Below are 14,523 nucleotides of genomic sequence, written 5' to 3' on the forward strand. Positions count from 1 at the left end.
CGAGTATAGGCTTGCCGGGAGGCTTTCTCAATAATAAATCACACCCGGCTCACGTGTTCCTTAGTGACTATTTCTATTGGAAATTAATTCACTTCGTCCTTGACGCTACCGCGGTGTTAGCGGCTCTCGTTACTTAGCCCATCCTTGGGTCTCGCCTCTATCAGGCTGCCGCTTGCAGCGTTCAAATCGATTTCCGACCCGAATCATTCCTTATCCAGGCTCACCGTGGTTCATTCGTTTGTTGCTTTGCTGTAACACCGATGACGTTGGGCATCGGATTAGTATCATTTTTTTCTTTTCGCAATGCGTAGCAATGAATGCCATATCCTAAAAACGCCAGCACCACGGTCGACAGCATCACGGTCACTGTTGCCAGCAATGGCTGGCTGATATAGGCCGATACCAACATACTGGCAACAAAACATAACCCGAGCTGAAGCGTATTTTGCAGCGCGGCTGCTTTACCGGTGTTAGCTGGAAAAGGCATTAATGCATTCGCTACGATAATAGGGTAGCAGGCACCATTCACCAGCGCCATTATGCAGAATGGAATAAGTAAGGTCAGCAGCGTCGGCGTGGTTAACGTTGCTATCAGATAAAGTGCAATCATGCTGATTGCATATCCCGCCAACAGCCACGGCAGCAAGGTATTACCCTTGATTCGGGAAAGAGCACTGCGACAACCAAATCCACCTAACAGGAAGGCCAGGGTCTGGGGGACATAACTTAATCCGATGACATTCGGGCTATAACCCATATCACCCAGAATAAAAGGTGAACCGGTTAACCAGGCAAAGAAACCGGCACTACAGGCAGCAAACATCATCACGTTGCCACTAAATGTTGCCGACTTAAGCAACTGCCAGAAACTGATGTTGGTGCTAATGCGTGCAGCATTATCTTGTGCGGTTTTTTTGCGTTCGTTCAACCGCGCCGTTGGGATCAATAGCAGCAACGTAACGGCCAGTAGCACTACAAAAATTGAACGCCAACTGAAGTGGTTTAATAACCAGGCACCCAGTAGCGGAGCTAACGCGGGAGAGAGTGCTACGAGCGGCATAATGGTGGCAAACACGCGATTGGCCTTGCCATCGCGATAACGGTCTACCACTAACGCCTGCCAACTTACAGCAGCAGAACACACCCCTACCGCTTGAATAAAGCGGAGTACCAATAATTGTGTCGCATTTTCAACCCATAAAATCCCCAGACAACCGATGGCAAATAACGCCAAACCGGCTAACAGTACCGGTTTACGGCCTAACTTATCCGATACGGGTCCCCAGATAAGCTGAGCGATAGCAAAACCGGCGAGGAAGATACTTAAGCTGGCACTGATGGCGCCGGCAGACGTTTGAAGCTCTTGTTGCATTGCGCCAAAAGCGGGTAGATACATGTCAGTGGCCAAATAGCCCAACATACTCAGACCGGCCAGATAGAACATAAAACCAGACGACGTTTTCATTCTTTATTTCTCTTTATATCCTTGGTCCTTGAAACCGCAGAGGTGTTAGCAGCGGCTCCAATGACGTTGGCTAAATTATAATTTTTGCAGGCAAAACTTCTGTTATAGAAAATTAATTGCGGAGGGCATTCTATCCGCTGCGATATTCTGTTGTGAAACGGTAATATTTGCACCATGCTATTAAAAAATTTGATAGCAAATTGGTGATGTAAAAAGGTGAAAAACTATGTGGTCTGAATATTCACTGGATGTGGTGGACGCAGTAGCCCGTACTGGGAGTTTCAGTGCTGCTGCTCAAGAATTGCACCGCGTACCGTCTGCGATTAGTTATACGGTGCGCCAGTTGGAAGAGTGGTTGGCCGTTCCGTTGTTTGAACGACGTCATCGCGATGTGGAATTAACCGAAGCTGGCGTGGTTTTTATTAAAGATGCGCGAGATGTTATCAAAAAAATGAATGACACACGCCGTCAGTGTCAACAGGTGGCGAATGGTTGGCGTGGGCAGTTAAATATAGTAATAGATAAAATTGTTAAACCACAGCGTAGTCGCCGTTTAGTGTTGGATTTTTACCGACATTTTCCTGATATTGAACTGCGGGTACGCTATGAAGTATTCAACGGTGTGTGGGATGCGCTGGTGGATGGGCAGGCGGAAATGGCCATTGGTGCGACCCGCGCGATCCCGGTCGGTGGGCGGTTCATCTTTCGCGATATGGGCTTTTTAAGCTGGCATTGTGTGGTGAGTGTCGATCATCCTTTAGCCCAATTAACCGAGCCACTTAGCGATAATCAGTTACGGCCTTATCCCTCACTTTGCCTGGAAGATACCGCCCGTAATTTACCTAAACGTGACACCTGGACTTTAGCAAACCAGCAGCGATTGGTCGCCCCGGACTGGGCAACGGGAATCGATTGCCTGTGTGCAGGATTGTGCATCGGGATGGTGCCGGCACACATGGTATCGCCGTTGATTGAGCAAGGGAAGCTAGCGGCACTGACGCTGGCTGAACCGTTGCCCGATAGTCCATGTTGCTTGACCTGGGAGCAGAACAACCATTCACCAGCATTGGCCTGGCTGCTGGAATATCTAGGTGACAGTGTCACACTTAATACCGAATGGTTGAAAGATGACAGTGAGTTATCAATCAATGACTGAGGATTAATGAGGCAAGATTAGCCGCCGATAGAGCTAAACACTACCGGCAGGAGAGGATTAACGGCGATAATCGAGGAACGGGCCATCAGCGACAGAACGGCGCTCAATCAGTTTAGGGTGTACCTCAATGGTCTGCGAATCTTCACGTTTGCTGACAATACGGTCAAGTAACATGGCAAAGGCCGTTTCGCCCAAGCGCTCTTTGGGCTGGTGAATAGTGGTAAGCGCCGGCGAGAAATAGCGCGCATTACGCACATTATCATACCCGATCACCGAAATATCTTGTGGTATCCGTAGGCCCAACTCATCAGCAGCACATATCGCGCCCATGGCCATAATATCGCCGCCACAGAACACCGCCGTTGGGCGATGTTTTTGTGTCAGGATTTGATGCATCGCTTTATAACCGGATTCCGGTTCAAAATCCCCTTGGACCACCCACTCATCACGCAGGGTAATATTTGCTTCTTCCAGTGCTTTCAGGAAGCCCTGGTGGCGGCCACCACCGGTATTACGGGCTAACTGGCCGGGGATAGCCCCAATGTCACGATGACCGCGCTCAATCAGGTAACGGCCCGCCAAATAGCCGCCTTCAAAAGCGTTATCAATAATCGAGTCAGTAAAATCACCCCGTGCGGTTCCCCAATCCATGACGACCATTGGGATATTGCGATATTCTTCCAACATCCCGAGTAGCTGCTCAGGATATTCTGAACACATCACCAGCAACCCATCGACACGTTTTTGTGCCAACATCGCCAGATAAGCTTTTTGCTTGTCCAGATTATTATGAGAATTACATAAAATCAGGGTATAACCTTTGCTATAACAACTATTTTCGACCGCTTCGATCACTTCGGCAAAATAGGGCGCTTCGCTGGATGTTGCCAGTAAACCAATTGATTTAGTGTGATTAACTTTCAAACTGCGGGCTACAGCGCTGGGTGAATAATGCAGTTCTTTAATGGCAGCCCACACCGCAGCCTTGGTATTCTCGGCGACGAAACGAGTTTTGTTGATAACGTGCGAAACGGTGGTGGTGGACACACCCGCGTGTTTGGCCACATCTTTAATCGTTGCCATAAAAAGAATGACTCCTAAGCTTACCGGTTACAGTAGGGTAAGTATTATGTTAATCGTTTGCCTGCATAACCCGAAAACCGCTCAGACAAAAACACGATATTAGGCTGGGAAGTTAAATCAGCTGATTGTCTGAGAGTATTTATTGGACGTTATTAGTCGGTATGCAGTTATGAACTGCGAATTTTGGCTGATCTGGAGGAAAAGTGAAAGGGGTAATCAAAGTTATAAAGTGCGTAATGAGCACAAGATTTTTTTTCTGAACTGTGGGAAAATAATTTAACACACTAACTATGTGCCTTTTCCCTACTACAAACTAACCGGCTAAGGAGTTTTTATGGATACCAATCTGAAAATGTCGCTGATTACGACTGTTGGTGCGCTGGCGATGATTATTGTCTTTAGCTTCGTGGCGGTAATGAATTAATTAAACCGCTTGCCGGTGTGAAGTGATAAGTAGGGCGGGTTAATCCCGCCCTTAATTATTTTTACGCGTAATGCGACGATGGGTTGTCACTCTTCTTGCCGTATCAGGCTAAATTTTTCTCAACGAAAGACCAGTTAACCAGTGCCCAGAAGTTTTCCAGGTATTTTGGCCGCGCATTGCGGTAATCAATATAGTAAGCATGTTCCCACACATCTACGGTTAACACTGGTTTATCGTTGGTGGTCAGTGGAGTTGCTGCATTAGACGTACTGACAATCGCCAGTGTGCCATCTGCTTTTTTAACCAGCCAGGTCCAGCCCGCACCAAAGTTTTTTACTGCCGCATCAGTAAATTGTGCTTTAAATTCAGCAAAAGAACCAAATGATTGATTAATGGCATCGGCAACTTTGCCCGTAGGTTCGCCGCCGCCGTTAGGTGACAGGCAGTGCCAGTAGAAGGTGTGGTTCCAGACTTGGGCCGCATTATTAAAGATCCCGCCATTAGCGGTTTTTACAATCTCTTCCAGCGTCTTACCCGCAAACTCAGTGTCTTTAATCAAGTTATTGAGATTAACCACATAGGTGTTGTGATGCTTGCCGTAGTGGTATTCCAGCGTTTCAGCTGAGATGTGGGGCTCTAGCGCATTTTGCGCATAGGGTAATGCCGGTAATTCAAAAGACATCGCTCTCTCCTTTCGGGGTTGCTCAGGGTGTTTGCTCCTCAAATCACATCAATTGCCACGGGCAGTGAGGTGGCGAAGAGCGGTTAAAGCTTAATTGTTGTATTTTTGTTGTGGGTATTAATCTTAACAACTTTCAACAGGAATGACAGATATAACCATACTGTTTGATGGGTGATTGTATCACCGTTATGCCATGGGGATAACAAGTGCAGGGGCGTTATTGTGCCATCAGCACCCGGTAGGACAACCGGGCGCAAACTGAAGTCTTAGCGGATGGTTTTCGGTGTGACCACACGGCGTGCGCCAACGTAATGATCCTGCCAGTAGTCATTGTCCAGCATACTGATACGAATTTCTTCACCAGTGCGTGGGGACTGAATGAACTTACCGTTACCCAGATAGACGCCTACATGGTCGGCGACGCCACGGTTGGCAATATTGAAGAACACTAAATCCCCGCTCTCCAGCTCAGCACGTTTGACGGGGGCGGCGTCACGCAAGTGATACATCTCGTTCGCGGTACGCGGCATTTTTATTCTGATCACGTCTTTATAGGCGTAATAGATAAGCCCGCTGCAATCAAATCCGGTATTAGGAGAGGTGCCACCCCAACGATAAGGTTTACCGACTTGCTTCATCAGTTTGCTCATCGCGGTCTGTTTGGCGTGTTGATAGCGTTTTTTATGCGCTGGACTGAGCTTGATTTTACTATTGGCGACTAATTCGGTAGCCGCTTTGCCTTGGGTTTTATTTCTGTGTCGGCCATAAGCGACTCTTTCTGTTTTTTTACCTGCAGTCACTTTTTTATTGGCTGCAGTTTTAATATTGGTTTTTTTCGTATTGCTGGTTTTTTTTGTAGCGATTTTACTGACTTCCTGCGTTTTCTTTTTAATGGTTTTAGTCGTGCCGGCGGCAATTTTCTTTTTATCGCTGCTGGTTGCTGTTTTATTGGTAGTCACTTTGCTGGTAGGGGTTTTATTGCTGGCTACTTTTACTTTTTTGGTACTTTTATCTGCTTTACGTTTTTTACGATCATCAGGGCTGGCCTGGCTGACCTGTCCTTTCTTCTGCTCAGCAGACACATGAGCCTGCGGCGACGCATGCGCCAGATTTAAAAATAGCTGGGTAAACAGCAGCACAAACAGCGTAAATATTAAACGCATAATAACGCTACCAACCTTGCCCTGAGATGAATATGAAGAGTCACAGTATTGCCGAAACTCACGATATAAAAAAGCAGAGAGCGACAGGATCTTAATCGATATTGTGAGAAAACATTAATGGCTTAGATATTGTCGCTTTTTCACACGTCTAATGGACTTAAATCAACCATACGTCAACGAGTTATCTCTTTCCTACTTGAAGCCGCAGGGGGAATCCCATAAAGAAGATAATAGTGAAGTGATGGGATCAAAAATGTTATTCTAAATGCACATATTTGTAGCTGACAATATAACCATTCGTCCACGGAGTAAAGCCCCTGCAAAAGATGGCGTTTTATTCCAGTGGTAACAGTCGCTACAATAGGCCGGACGCAATAATAAAACAGCCCTAATGGATAGGTTCTAAGTATTGTAGCCACTATATGGCTTGAGGAAGCAAGAAATGACGACGATTGATAAAATCCAGCGCCAGATAGCAGAAAACCCAATCCTGCTTTATATGAAGGGTTCACCTAAGCTGCCAAACTGCGGTTTCTCGGCTCAGGCTGTGCAGGCGCTGTCTGCCTGTGGCGAACGCTTTGCTTATGTTGATATCCTGCAAAACCCGGATATTCGTGCGGAACTGCCAAAATATGCTAACTGGCCAACCTTCCCACAATTGTGGGTTGATGGTGAATTGGTCGGCGGTTGCGACATTTTGATGGAAATGTATCAGCGTGGCGAACTACAACAGTTGTTGAAAGAAACCGCTGACAAATACCGAGCACAAGAAGAAAAGCCTGCCGCAGAATAGGGCATGTGTGTTTTCTGTGACAAAAATAAAAAGGTGGCCTTTGGGCCACCTTTTTTGAACGTAAAATTGTTGCGTCTTCTCTCATGAACAATCTTATTTCGTGAACACTGCGCTATTCGGATTCCCCCGCCGGTATAGGCCAGCCACCCAGTTTTTTCCAGCGGTTGACCAGTTCACAGAATAATTTTGCCGTTTGCATGGTGTCATACAATGCGGAGTGCGCCTGACTACTATCAAACGGAATACCTGCCGTCAGGCAGGCTTTCGCCAGCACAGTTTGCCCCAGCACCAGCCCACTGAGCGCCGCAGTATCAAAGGTTGCAAATGGGTGGAACGGGTTACGTTTCAAACTGGCGCGTTCAGCAGCAGCCATCACGAAGCTGTGATCAAAATTGGCGTTGTGTGCCACGATAATAGCTCGGTTACAACCTTGATCTTTCAGCCCTTTACGCACGGCTTTAAAGATGGCGTGCAAAGCATCGTATTCACTCACAGCACCACGCAAAGGGTTGGTTGGGTCAATGCCATTAAATGCCAGTGCTTCTGGTTGCAGATTGGCACCCTCAAATGGTTCTACATGGAAATGCAGCGTTTCATCGGGTAATAACCAACCATCCTTGTTCATCTGCAAGGTTACGGCAGCAATTTCTAATAATGCATCGGTTTGCGCATTAAAACCGGCGGTTTCCACATCAATTACAACGGGGTAATACCCACGAAAACGGCCACTTAGGGCGTTAAGATCACTTTTATCTGCCATCAGTTTCTTATCTTCATCGAATTCAGCGCGCATTATGTCAAATTTTAGCGCGGGATGCAGGGGGATATCGCGATGAGAAAAAAGGCACCTTAGGTGCCTTTGCGCTAATCAGTTGCCAAGGCCGTGTCCGGCGCTCTTATTCTCGATTAACTCGATTTTGTAACCGTCGGGATCTTCGACAAAAGCAATAATAGTATTACCGCCTTTTACCGGGCCGGCTTCACGGGTCACATTCCCACCCGCCTGACGAATTTGATCGCAGGTAGCGGCAACATCATCCACGCCCAGCGCCAGGTGACCAAATGCAGTCCCCATGTCGTAACTGTTCACGTCCCAGTTATAGGTCAGCTCAATCACTGAACCTTCACTTTCATCGCTATAACCGACGAAAGCCAGCGAGTATTTATACTCCGTGTTTTCGCTGGTACGCAGTAAACGCATCCCTAATACCTTGGTGTAAAAATCGATAGAGCGTTGCAGGTCACCAACGCGGATCATGGTATGGAGTAAGCGCTTCATAATACCTCTTTATAATCAACAGTTTAAAGTCTTAAAATCATTATAAATCAAAACTGATTCATAATCATATAGTAATATCATCCCGCTCTCTACCATGACTCTTCTGATATTTGGTTATCATTATGGCGGGATTGTCCCTGGAAAGGGGGGAATAAATTGACTTTTTTTGTGACATTATGTCAGTACACTATTCTGATTCAGTAAAATATCTGTATTATCCCGTGGCTAGTCGTAGGAATTTTATGGGTACTATTCTTATGGATGAATCATTAAATGGACTCTTTAGTTGTAGCGATAGCAGAAGCTTTATTTAATTTATTGGTAAGCCTATTTTCTTTTTTATTTTCGATAATACTCTTCGTGGTTGAAGCAATTTATTCTTTAACCTAGGGTGCTAAATGGATACGTAGATTAATCACAGTAGGCGTATTGAGGGCTATTGCGGGTATTATCGTCTTTTTTGCCATCATGTGAAGATCAATTTAATCGACTCTCCCGCTATGCGTTCTTGTGGTTAATCATCTGCATGTTAAGTAATATCATTAAAAAACAATCTGTTAATTTATAGTTGAGTACCGTCACTTCTGAAATATCAGTTTGATGCCTAGCAGCGCCATGACCAAACCACCAATACGGTCAAAATATATTTTGAAACGCATATAATAGTTTCTTGGTACCGGGGCTGACAGGACACAAGCGACGATTGCGTACCAAATGAGGTCAATCAAGAATGCCAGAACAGGTAACACAATATACATCCAGCCCACGATATTCTGAGTAAGGATTGCGGCAAATATGCCGCCAAAAACCAATGCTGTATTGGGATTACTAATTTGTGTAATAAGCCCGATATAAAACGAACGAGACAGACTTGTTTGTCCGCCAACCTCGGGTTCAAATTTTATTGCTTTTTTAGGCGCGAAAAACATTTTAAAGGCTAAATAAATGAGATAAAAACCGCCGCCGATTTTAAGTGACATATATAGCCAAGGTACGGTGAGTAGCAAAGATTGCAAACCAAGCAGAGCGACCAAGGCAAAGAATGCACACCCGGTGCCCATGCCTAAAGCAACGGCTAAACCATTTTTAAGTGAGGATGACATTGCCGTTCGCGCAACAAGGATGAAACTCGGCCCTGGAGACATAGCCCCTAAAGCTATCACTCCACTGATGGTTAAAACAGAAATAATAGTGCTGTCCATTTTATCCTCCCTGTAAGTATTCCTCTGTTTCTACTCGTCATTTTTTACAAAATCAATGGCTTTATCTTGTTTCCAAAGAATTCGAAATGAATCACTAAATACCTAAGTCGATAGCGGGGGTTGTATTACATCATCCGTAGTGGGGGCAATTGCGCCATTTTTTGTGTTATCTCACCTGTAGCCATAAACAAAACAGCCAGTCAGAGGGTTAATCTAACTGGCTGTTATTCAATGATTTAATTTACGGACTAATCACAGAGTTGGGTAGTCGGTATAACCTTTTGCGCCACCGCCATAGAAGGTATCACCATCTGGTTCATTCAACGGAGCCTGTTGTTGCAGGCGGGTTACCAGATCCGGGTTAGAAATATAGCTACGGCCAAAGGCGACGGCATCAATAAACCCTTTATCAATGAGCTCTTCAGCTTTTTCAGCCGTGTATGCACCGGCACCCACAATCACACCTTTGAATTTGGCGCGGACGGCATCACGGAATGCGTCGGAGTAAGGCTTACCACCCGCCCAGTCGGGTTCCGACATGTGCAGATAAGCAATATGACGTTTGTTCAACTCGTCAATGAGGTACAACGCAGCCTCTTCCTGATCCTCGCCATTATCCAAGCCGTTGAATGGCCCCAATGGTGAAATACGAATACCAATATGTTCAGCGCCCCATTCGGCTACTGTTGCATCAACCACTTCCAATGTCAGACGGGTACGGTTTTCAATACTACCGCCGTATTGGTCGGTACGTTGATTGGATGCCGGAGACATAAATTGATGCAGCAGGTAGCCGTGGGCTGCATGCAATTCAATATAGTCAAAGCCAGCTTCACGGGCATTCGCTGTTGCCTGACGGAAATCATTAATGATGCCAGGGATCTCTTCTGTTTCCAGGGCGCGTGGGGTGGAGCAGGGAACGCGTACCCAGGCTCCCGTTTCATCGCGCACGGTGGTGCGGGTATCCGCGGCAATGGCTGAAGGTGCTACCGGCGCTTGCTGACCTGGCTGCAAACTGTTGTGCGAGATACGGCCGACATGCCATAACTGTACAGCAATATGTCCACCGTCTTCATGCACCGCCTGCGTGATTTTTTTCCAGGCGTTTAACTGTTCCTGAGTGTGTAACCCTGGAGCACCCGCATAGCCTTTCGCCTGGAAAGAAATCTGGGTGGCTTCGGTAATAATCAAACCGGCGCTGGCCCGTTGACGGTAATATTCAGCCATCAGAGGAGTTGGAATATCACCTGGCTCAATGCTGCGCAAGCGCGTTAGCGGAGCCATAAATACGCGGTTTGGCAATGTGAGCGCGCCAACTTTCAAAGGGGAGAACAGTTTAGCAGTCTTCATGGTGCGTCCTATATTAATAGACCAGTCAACTAGTAACTGGGTGAATTCTGAAAAACAAAAGTGTTAGCTTCAGAATCATTGGATTATGGGGTTGGTTGTAGAATCAGTTCGATACTTTCTAGCGCACAGGTCAGCGGAGCAACCGATCGTTTCACTTTAGCCCGCAGTGAAGCACCGAGCCACAAGGCATACAGTGTTTCAGCGGTTGCCGCCGGTGAGAGCGTAATGCGCAGCGAGCCCTCAGCAATACCGGCTTCAATGGCATCTTGCAACCGACCAATCACACGGGCAGTGCCGATATCCAATGCATGACGCATAGGTTCGGATAAGTCACTTACCTCTGCTGATAGTTTAACCGCCAGACAAGCATTGTGGCATTCACTGCCACAATAGTTAGCAATAGCTTGAGCAAAATAGTGCAACAAATGGTGGCGCATATCACCTTGTGAATGGGTGAGCAGGCTTTCCATTTCAGCGTCGTAACGATCAAAATAACGCTGTAGCATCGCTTCACCAAAAACTTCCTTAGAACGGAAATAGTGATAAAACGAGCCTTTCGGTATGCCTGCCGTGGTCAGTAACAGGCTGAGACCCATACCATTAAAGCCAAGACGCAGGCTAAGGCTCTCACCGGTTGCTAACAGATGTTCACGGGTGTCTATGTGTGTGTGCTGTATTTTGTTCATGTCGCAGAGCGTAATAGACCAATCGGTCTAGGTCAAGAAAAAAATGCCAGCGGAGGGAAACACTGGCATCAAGCTCACTATCAGGTATTAACTCTTTACGGACTTTTTTGACTAATTCTTTCGCCCTGAGTTCGGCATTTCTGTAGTAAATCTAGTTCTGATTGGTATTCAGTGGTTTGAATATTCATCATGCCCAATAAGGTATGGAACAGATTATCTTGTGATATTTCATCATGTTGTGCACTGGAGGATAAGCACTGACGGTCAATGCCATAGTTTTTTGTATATTCAGGTGATAGCCACATTAGAAATGGTATATGTGTCTGCTGACTTGGGGCGAACATATAAGGGGTACCGTGCAAATACATGCCATTTTCGCCTAATGATTCACCGTGATCAGAGAGATAGACCAGCGCAGTGTTAAAGTTATTATTGTGTTGTTGCAATAACTTAATGGTGTTACCCAACATCGCATCGGTATAAAGAATAGAGTTATCGTAGGTGTTTACCAATTCCTGTGGGGTGCAATCCTGAATTTGGTTGCTATCACAGGTAGGGGAAAACTGGCGAATTTCTGGAGTTGAACGGCGATAATAAGCCGGCCCGTGGCTGCCCATTTGGTGTAAGACAATGACACCGTCACCTTGTAGCCCATTAATATAATTATCTAATTTATACAGTAATGCGTTATCTAAACAGACCCCGTTCTCGCAATCGGTGGTGAGCTGCAATTGGGTAACATCCTGATGTGGAATGCGATCGCAGGCACCTTTACAACCCCCGTCATTTTCGCGCCATAAGACATTCAAGCCAGCGTGGGCAAGAATATCCATTAAGCCCTCCTGATGACTGGCGAGGGTGGCATCATAATTTTTGCGCGCCATATTCGAGAACATACAAGGTACCGACACCGCAGTTTCAGTCCCGCAGGATGATGCTTTGCTGAAATAGGTAACATCTTGTTTTTTCAGGTTCGGATTGGTTTCTCGCTCATAACCGCCCAAGGAGAAATTCTCTGCACGGGCAGTTTCACCGACCACGAGAATGACCAGCGTTTTCTTTTGTTGCCCACTAATCAATGGGCCTTTATGGGCATCTTCACCGAGTGTTACCAGTGGCAGATTACGGGTGAAATATTTGTGTTTAGTGAATTGAAAACTGCCACTGACAAAGTTGGATGGAGTTAACATTTTAACGATGTTTTTATTATTACGAATCAACGATGCATAATCTTTATAAAACAGGGCAGCAACCAACAGAATAATCACTGCTGATATCAAAATATTTGCTGCGCGCAGCCCCAACATATACCACCATGGGCGGCTGACCCGAATACGGGCAAAGCAGACCAGGGTCGCAGGAATAATACCTGCCACCAGTAGCCATAGGGCCATACGGGGAGTGAAAAGAGCGGCCGCCTCTTGTGAGTTGGTTTCAAAGGCATTTTGCATCATATTGGCGTCAATGACGGCACCATAACTAAACATAAAATAGTTTGCCGCCGCGCTGCCCAACAGCAATAGAATAATGATTGGCTTATGCAGAAAGGGCACAGCTAACAGGCTAAATATGATGTTCAGTGCGCAAAATATCACCACCGGAATTGTCGCGGCGAAGAAGTAACTGTCACTGCTGTCAAAATGGATCAGCGACCAGGCTTTCGCAATAAACAGTGCGTTATGACCCAGAGTGAAAAAGAGTGCACTGGCCAGGATAAAACTCAGGCTGTTACACCGTAACTTATATCGAACATTCATTGTGAAAATGGAATCCTACAGTTCACTAATTACCTGAATGGTATCGAATGAAACTTAAGATAACCTTAGCGGTTAAGGGCCGCGCCTCGGCGCTGATAGCGGATTTTTACAACCGTAAACAAATTGGACTTGCCAGCCGCGGTGAAGCAGTCTTCAATTAAGGTATCAGCCGCAGGAGGCAGCGTGTCTCAGCAACTTGAGTTTTTCGACATTCCCAGTCCGTGCCGTGGCATCTGCCAATCAGATGACCGTGGCTTTTGTCGTGGCTGCCTGCGTAGCAGGGATGAGCGCTTTAATTGGATGAAAATGAGTGACCCGCAGAAACGGGATGTATTGCGTTTATGCCGCCAACGCCTACTGCGCTTGCAGCGTGGTAACAAACAAGTCGATGAGCCGTTACCAGAACAACCTTCCTTATTCTAATTCGCGCTTAATCGGTCTTAAACTTTACCATTTCTGGCTATTTTACCGCTAAGCCCCCGTTTGACCTTTAATTGATGGTTCAGGGAGGATTTAACCTTACCGCCGGTTGTGTATGCTTATAGGTAGATAAACAGATGAGGTAGCTAATAATGGATACACGTAGCCAACTGGCTCCGCTTGGACCTGAATTTTCACGTATGATTTGCGGTTATTGGCGGCTGATGGAATGGGGCATGACGCCTGAGCAGTTGTTGGTTTTTATCGAGCAACACATTGAGTTGGGTATTACTACGGCGGATCATGCTGATATTTACGGCGGTTATCAGTGTGAACAAGCATTTGGCCAAGCCTTACGGCTTAAACCGTCCTTGCGTGACCAACTGGAGCTGGTGAGTAAATGTGGCATTGCCACCACGGCTAAACCGGAACATGCGTTGGGGCACTACATTACGGATAGTTCACATATCATTGCAAGTGCTGAGCAATCATTGGCCCATTTGCACACTGATTATCTTGATTTACTGCTGATTCACCGCCCGGACCCGTTGATGGATGCCGATGAGGTGGCAGAAGCCTTCACCCAACTGCACAAAAGCGGCAAAGTAAAACATTTCGGTGTGTCAAACTTTACCCCTGCGCAATTCAATTTACTGCAATCACGCCTGCCATTCTCGCTGGTAACGAATCAGGTAGAGATTTCCCCGCTACATCAGCCTGCTATTGTGGATGGTACGCTCGATGCTTGCCAGCAACTGCGTATCAAACCCATGGCATGGTCTTGTCTTGGTGGCGGTAGGTTGTTCAGCGACCCGGAGTACCAGGCATTACGTGATGAGTTACAGGCGGTAGCTGACGAAATCGGTGCAGCAAGCATTGAGCAAGTGGTTTATGCCTGGGTGCTACGTTTGCCGTCAGCGCCGCTGCCGATTATTGGTTCTGGCAAGATAGAGCGGGTTAAAGCCGCATGGGCATCACTCTCCTTGACGATGACGCGCCAGCAGTGGTTCCGCATTCGTCGTGCTGCACTGGGTTATGACGTGCCTTAAGCTTCTTTTCTGCG

15 protein-coding genes are annotated in these 14,523 nt (G+C 46.6%); 5 read left to right on the forward strand and 10 right to left on the reverse strand.

Annotated features, from left to right (window positions below; genetic code table 11):
• Window positions 1-220 precede the first annotated feature (220 nt).
• Window positions 221-1,465: a purine nucleoside transporter PunC gene (gene punC / locus ACWJJO_RS10725; RefSeq protein ID WP_083158733.1), complete on the reverse strand. Its 1,245-nt coding sequence runs from the start codon at window positions 1,463-1,465 to the stop codon at window positions 221-223.
• A 226-nt stretch (window positions 1,466-1,691) separates the two neighbouring features.
• Here punC and punR point away from each other — a divergent pair, with 226 nt between their 5' ends.
• Window positions 1,692-2,621: a DNA-binding transcriptional activator PunR gene (punR, locus tag ACWJJO_RS10730; RefSeq protein WP_083158734.1), complete on the forward strand. Its 930-nt coding sequence runs from the start codon at window positions 1,692-1,694 to the stop codon at window positions 2,619-2,621.
• 57 nt (window positions 2,622-2,678) lie between these two features.
• Here the strand turns inward: punR and purR are convergent, their stop codons facing one another.
• Window positions 2,679-3,704, reverse strand: a complete 1,026-nt coding sequence (gene purR, locus ACWJJO_RS10735; RefSeq protein ID WP_481091009.1) for an HTH-type transcriptional repressor PurR — start codon at window positions 3,702-3,704, stop codon at window positions 2,679-2,681.
• Window positions 3,705-4,038: 334 nt separating this feature from the next.
• Between purR and cydH the strand changes: the two genes are divergently transcribed.
• The gene (gene cydH, locus ACWJJO_RS10740) at window positions 4,039-4,128 is read left to right on the forward strand and encodes a cytochrome bd-I oxidase subunit CydH (RefSeq protein ID WP_019079325.1); all 90 of its coding nucleotides are present in this window, start codon (window positions 4,039-4,041) and stop codon (window positions 4,126-4,128) included.
• 103 nt (window positions 4,129-4,231) lie between these two features.
• Here cydH and sodB read toward each other — a convergent pair whose 3' ends face one another.
• Entirely contained in the window at window positions 4,232-4,810 is a 579-nt protein-coding gene (gene sodB / locus ACWJJO_RS10745; protein WP_083158736.1) for a superoxide dismutase [Fe], read from the reverse strand.
• Between the two features lie 266 nt (window positions 4,811-5,076).
• Window positions 5,077-5,973 carry a C40 family peptidase gene (locus ACWJJO_RS10750; protein WP_083158737.1) on the reverse strand — a complete coding sequence of 299 codons (897 nt, stop codon included), beginning with the start codon at window positions 5,971-5,973 and terminating at the stop codon, window positions 5,077-5,079.
• Between the two features lie 442 nt (window positions 5,974-6,415).
• Here ACWJJO_RS10750 and ACWJJO_RS10755 point away from each other — a divergent pair, with 442 nt between their 5' ends.
• On the forward strand, window positions 6,416-6,766 hold the full coding sequence (locus ACWJJO_RS10755) for a Grx4 family monothiol glutaredoxin (protein ID WP_083158738.1): 351 nt from the start codon (window positions 6,416-6,418) through the stop codon (window positions 6,764-6,766).
• A 112-nt stretch (window positions 6,767-6,878) separates the two neighbouring features.
• Here ACWJJO_RS10755 and rnt read toward each other — a convergent pair whose 3' ends face one another.
• The 6 genes from rnt to eptA all read right to left on the reverse strand — a co-directional run bounded on the left by rnt (window position 6,879) and on the right by eptA (window position 13,040).
• Entirely contained in the window at window positions 6,879-7,559 is a 681-nt protein-coding gene (gene rnt / locus ACWJJO_RS10760; protein WP_193784653.1) for a ribonuclease T, read from the reverse strand.
• Between the two features lie 75 nt (window positions 7,560-7,634).
• Window positions 7,635-8,045, reverse strand: a complete 411-nt coding sequence (gloA, locus tag ACWJJO_RS10765; RefSeq protein WP_005184478.1) for a lactoylglutathione lyase — start codon at window positions 8,043-8,045, stop codon at window positions 7,635-7,637.
• Window positions 8,046-8,623: 578 nt separating this feature from the next.
• Entirely contained in the window at window positions 8,624-9,247 is a 624-nt protein-coding gene (locus tag ACWJJO_RS10770; RefSeq protein WP_083158739.1) for a LysE family translocator, read from the reverse strand.
• A gap of 252 nt (window positions 9,248-9,499) precedes the next feature.
• A complete protein-coding gene (gene nemA, locus ACWJJO_RS10775) occupies window positions 9,500-10,597 on the reverse strand; it encodes an alkene reductase (RefSeq protein ID WP_083158740.1) in 1,098 nt (365 codons plus the stop codon).
• Between the two features lie 83 nt (window positions 10,598-10,680).
• On the reverse strand, window positions 10,681-11,283 hold the full coding sequence (locus ACWJJO_RS10780; RefSeq protein ID WP_083158741.1) for a TetR/AcrR family transcriptional regulator: 603 nt from the start codon (window positions 11,281-11,283) through the stop codon (window positions 10,681-10,683).
• Window positions 11,284-11,378: 95 nt separating this feature from the next.
• Window positions 11,379-13,040 carry a phosphoethanolamine transferase EptA gene (eptA, locus tag ACWJJO_RS10785; protein ID WP_442820864.1) on the reverse strand — a complete coding sequence of 554 codons (1,662 nt, stop codon included), beginning with the start codon at window positions 13,038-13,040 and terminating at the stop codon, window positions 11,379-11,381.
• A 183-nt stretch (window positions 13,041-13,223) separates the two neighbouring features.
• Between eptA and ACWJJO_RS10790 the strand changes: the two genes are divergently transcribed.
• Window positions 13,224-13,463, forward strand: a complete 240-nt coding sequence (locus ACWJJO_RS10790; protein ID WP_420073296.1) for a DUF1289 domain-containing protein — start codon at window positions 13,224-13,226, stop codon at window positions 13,461-13,463.
• A gap of 149 nt (window positions 13,464-13,612) precedes the next feature.
• Window positions 13,613-14,509 (forward strand): aldo/keto reductase, encoded by an 897-nt coding sequence (locus ACWJJO_RS10795; protein ID WP_083158744.1) that lies wholly within the window; start codon window positions 13,613-13,615, stop codon window positions 14,507-14,509.
• The last annotated feature ends 14 nt before the right edge of the window (window positions 14,510-14,523 follow it).

The organism is Yersinia antarctica (assembly GCF_056636475.1).

Bases quoted from the DNA above. Each gene is read 5' to 3' on its own strand.
- cydH (WP_019079325.1), top strand. From the start codon at position 4,039: ATGGATACCAATCTGAAAATGTCGCTGATTACGACTGTTGGTGCGCTG.
- nemA (WP_083158740.1), bottom strand. From the start codon at position 10,597: ATGAAGACTGCTAAACTGTTCTCCCCTTTGAAAGTTGGCGCGCTCACA.
- gloA (WP_005184478.1), bottom strand. From the start codon at position 8,045: ATGAAGCGCTTACTCCATACCATGATCCGCGTTGGTGACCTGCAACGC.
- purR (WP_481091009.1), bottom strand. From the start codon at position 3,704: ATGGCAACGATTAAAGATGTGGCCAAACACGCGGGTGTGTCCACCACC.
- sodB (WP_083158736.1), bottom strand. From the start codon at position 4,810: ATGTCTTTTGAATTACCGGCATTACCCTATGCGCAAAATGCGCTAGAG.
- ACWJJO_RS10780 (WP_083158741.1), bottom strand. From the start codon at position 11,283: ATGAACAAAATACAGCACACACACATAGACACCCGTGAACATCTGTTA.
- punR (WP_083158734.1), top strand. From the start codon at position 1,692: ATGTGGTCTGAATATTCACTGGATGTGGTGGACGCAGTAGCCCGTACT.
- ACWJJO_RS10755 (WP_083158738.1), top strand. From the start codon at position 6,416: ATGACGACGATTGATAAAATCCAGCGCCAGATAGCAGAAAACCCAATC.
- ACWJJO_RS10750 (WP_083158737.1), bottom strand. From the start codon at position 5,973: ATGCGTTTAATATTTACGCTGTTTGTGCTGCTGTTTACCCAGCTATTT.
- ACWJJO_RS10795 (WP_083158744.1), top strand. From the start codon at position 13,613: ATGGATACACGTAGCCAACTGGCTCCGCTTGGACCTGAATTTTCACGT.
- punC (WP_083158733.1), bottom strand. From the start codon at position 1,465: ATGAAAACGTCGTCTGGTTTTATGTTCTATCTGGCCGGTCTGAGTATG.
- ACWJJO_RS10770 (WP_083158739.1), bottom strand. From the start codon at position 9,247: ATGGACAGCACTATTATTTCTGTTTTAACCATCAGTGGAGTGATAGCT.
- rnt (WP_193784653.1), bottom strand. From the start codon at position 7,559: ATGCGCGCTGAATTCGATGAAGATAAGAAACTGATGGCAGATAAAAGT.
- eptA (WP_442820864.1), bottom strand. From the start codon at position 13,040: ATGAATGTTCGATATAAGTTACGGTGTAACAGCCTGAGTTTTATCCTG.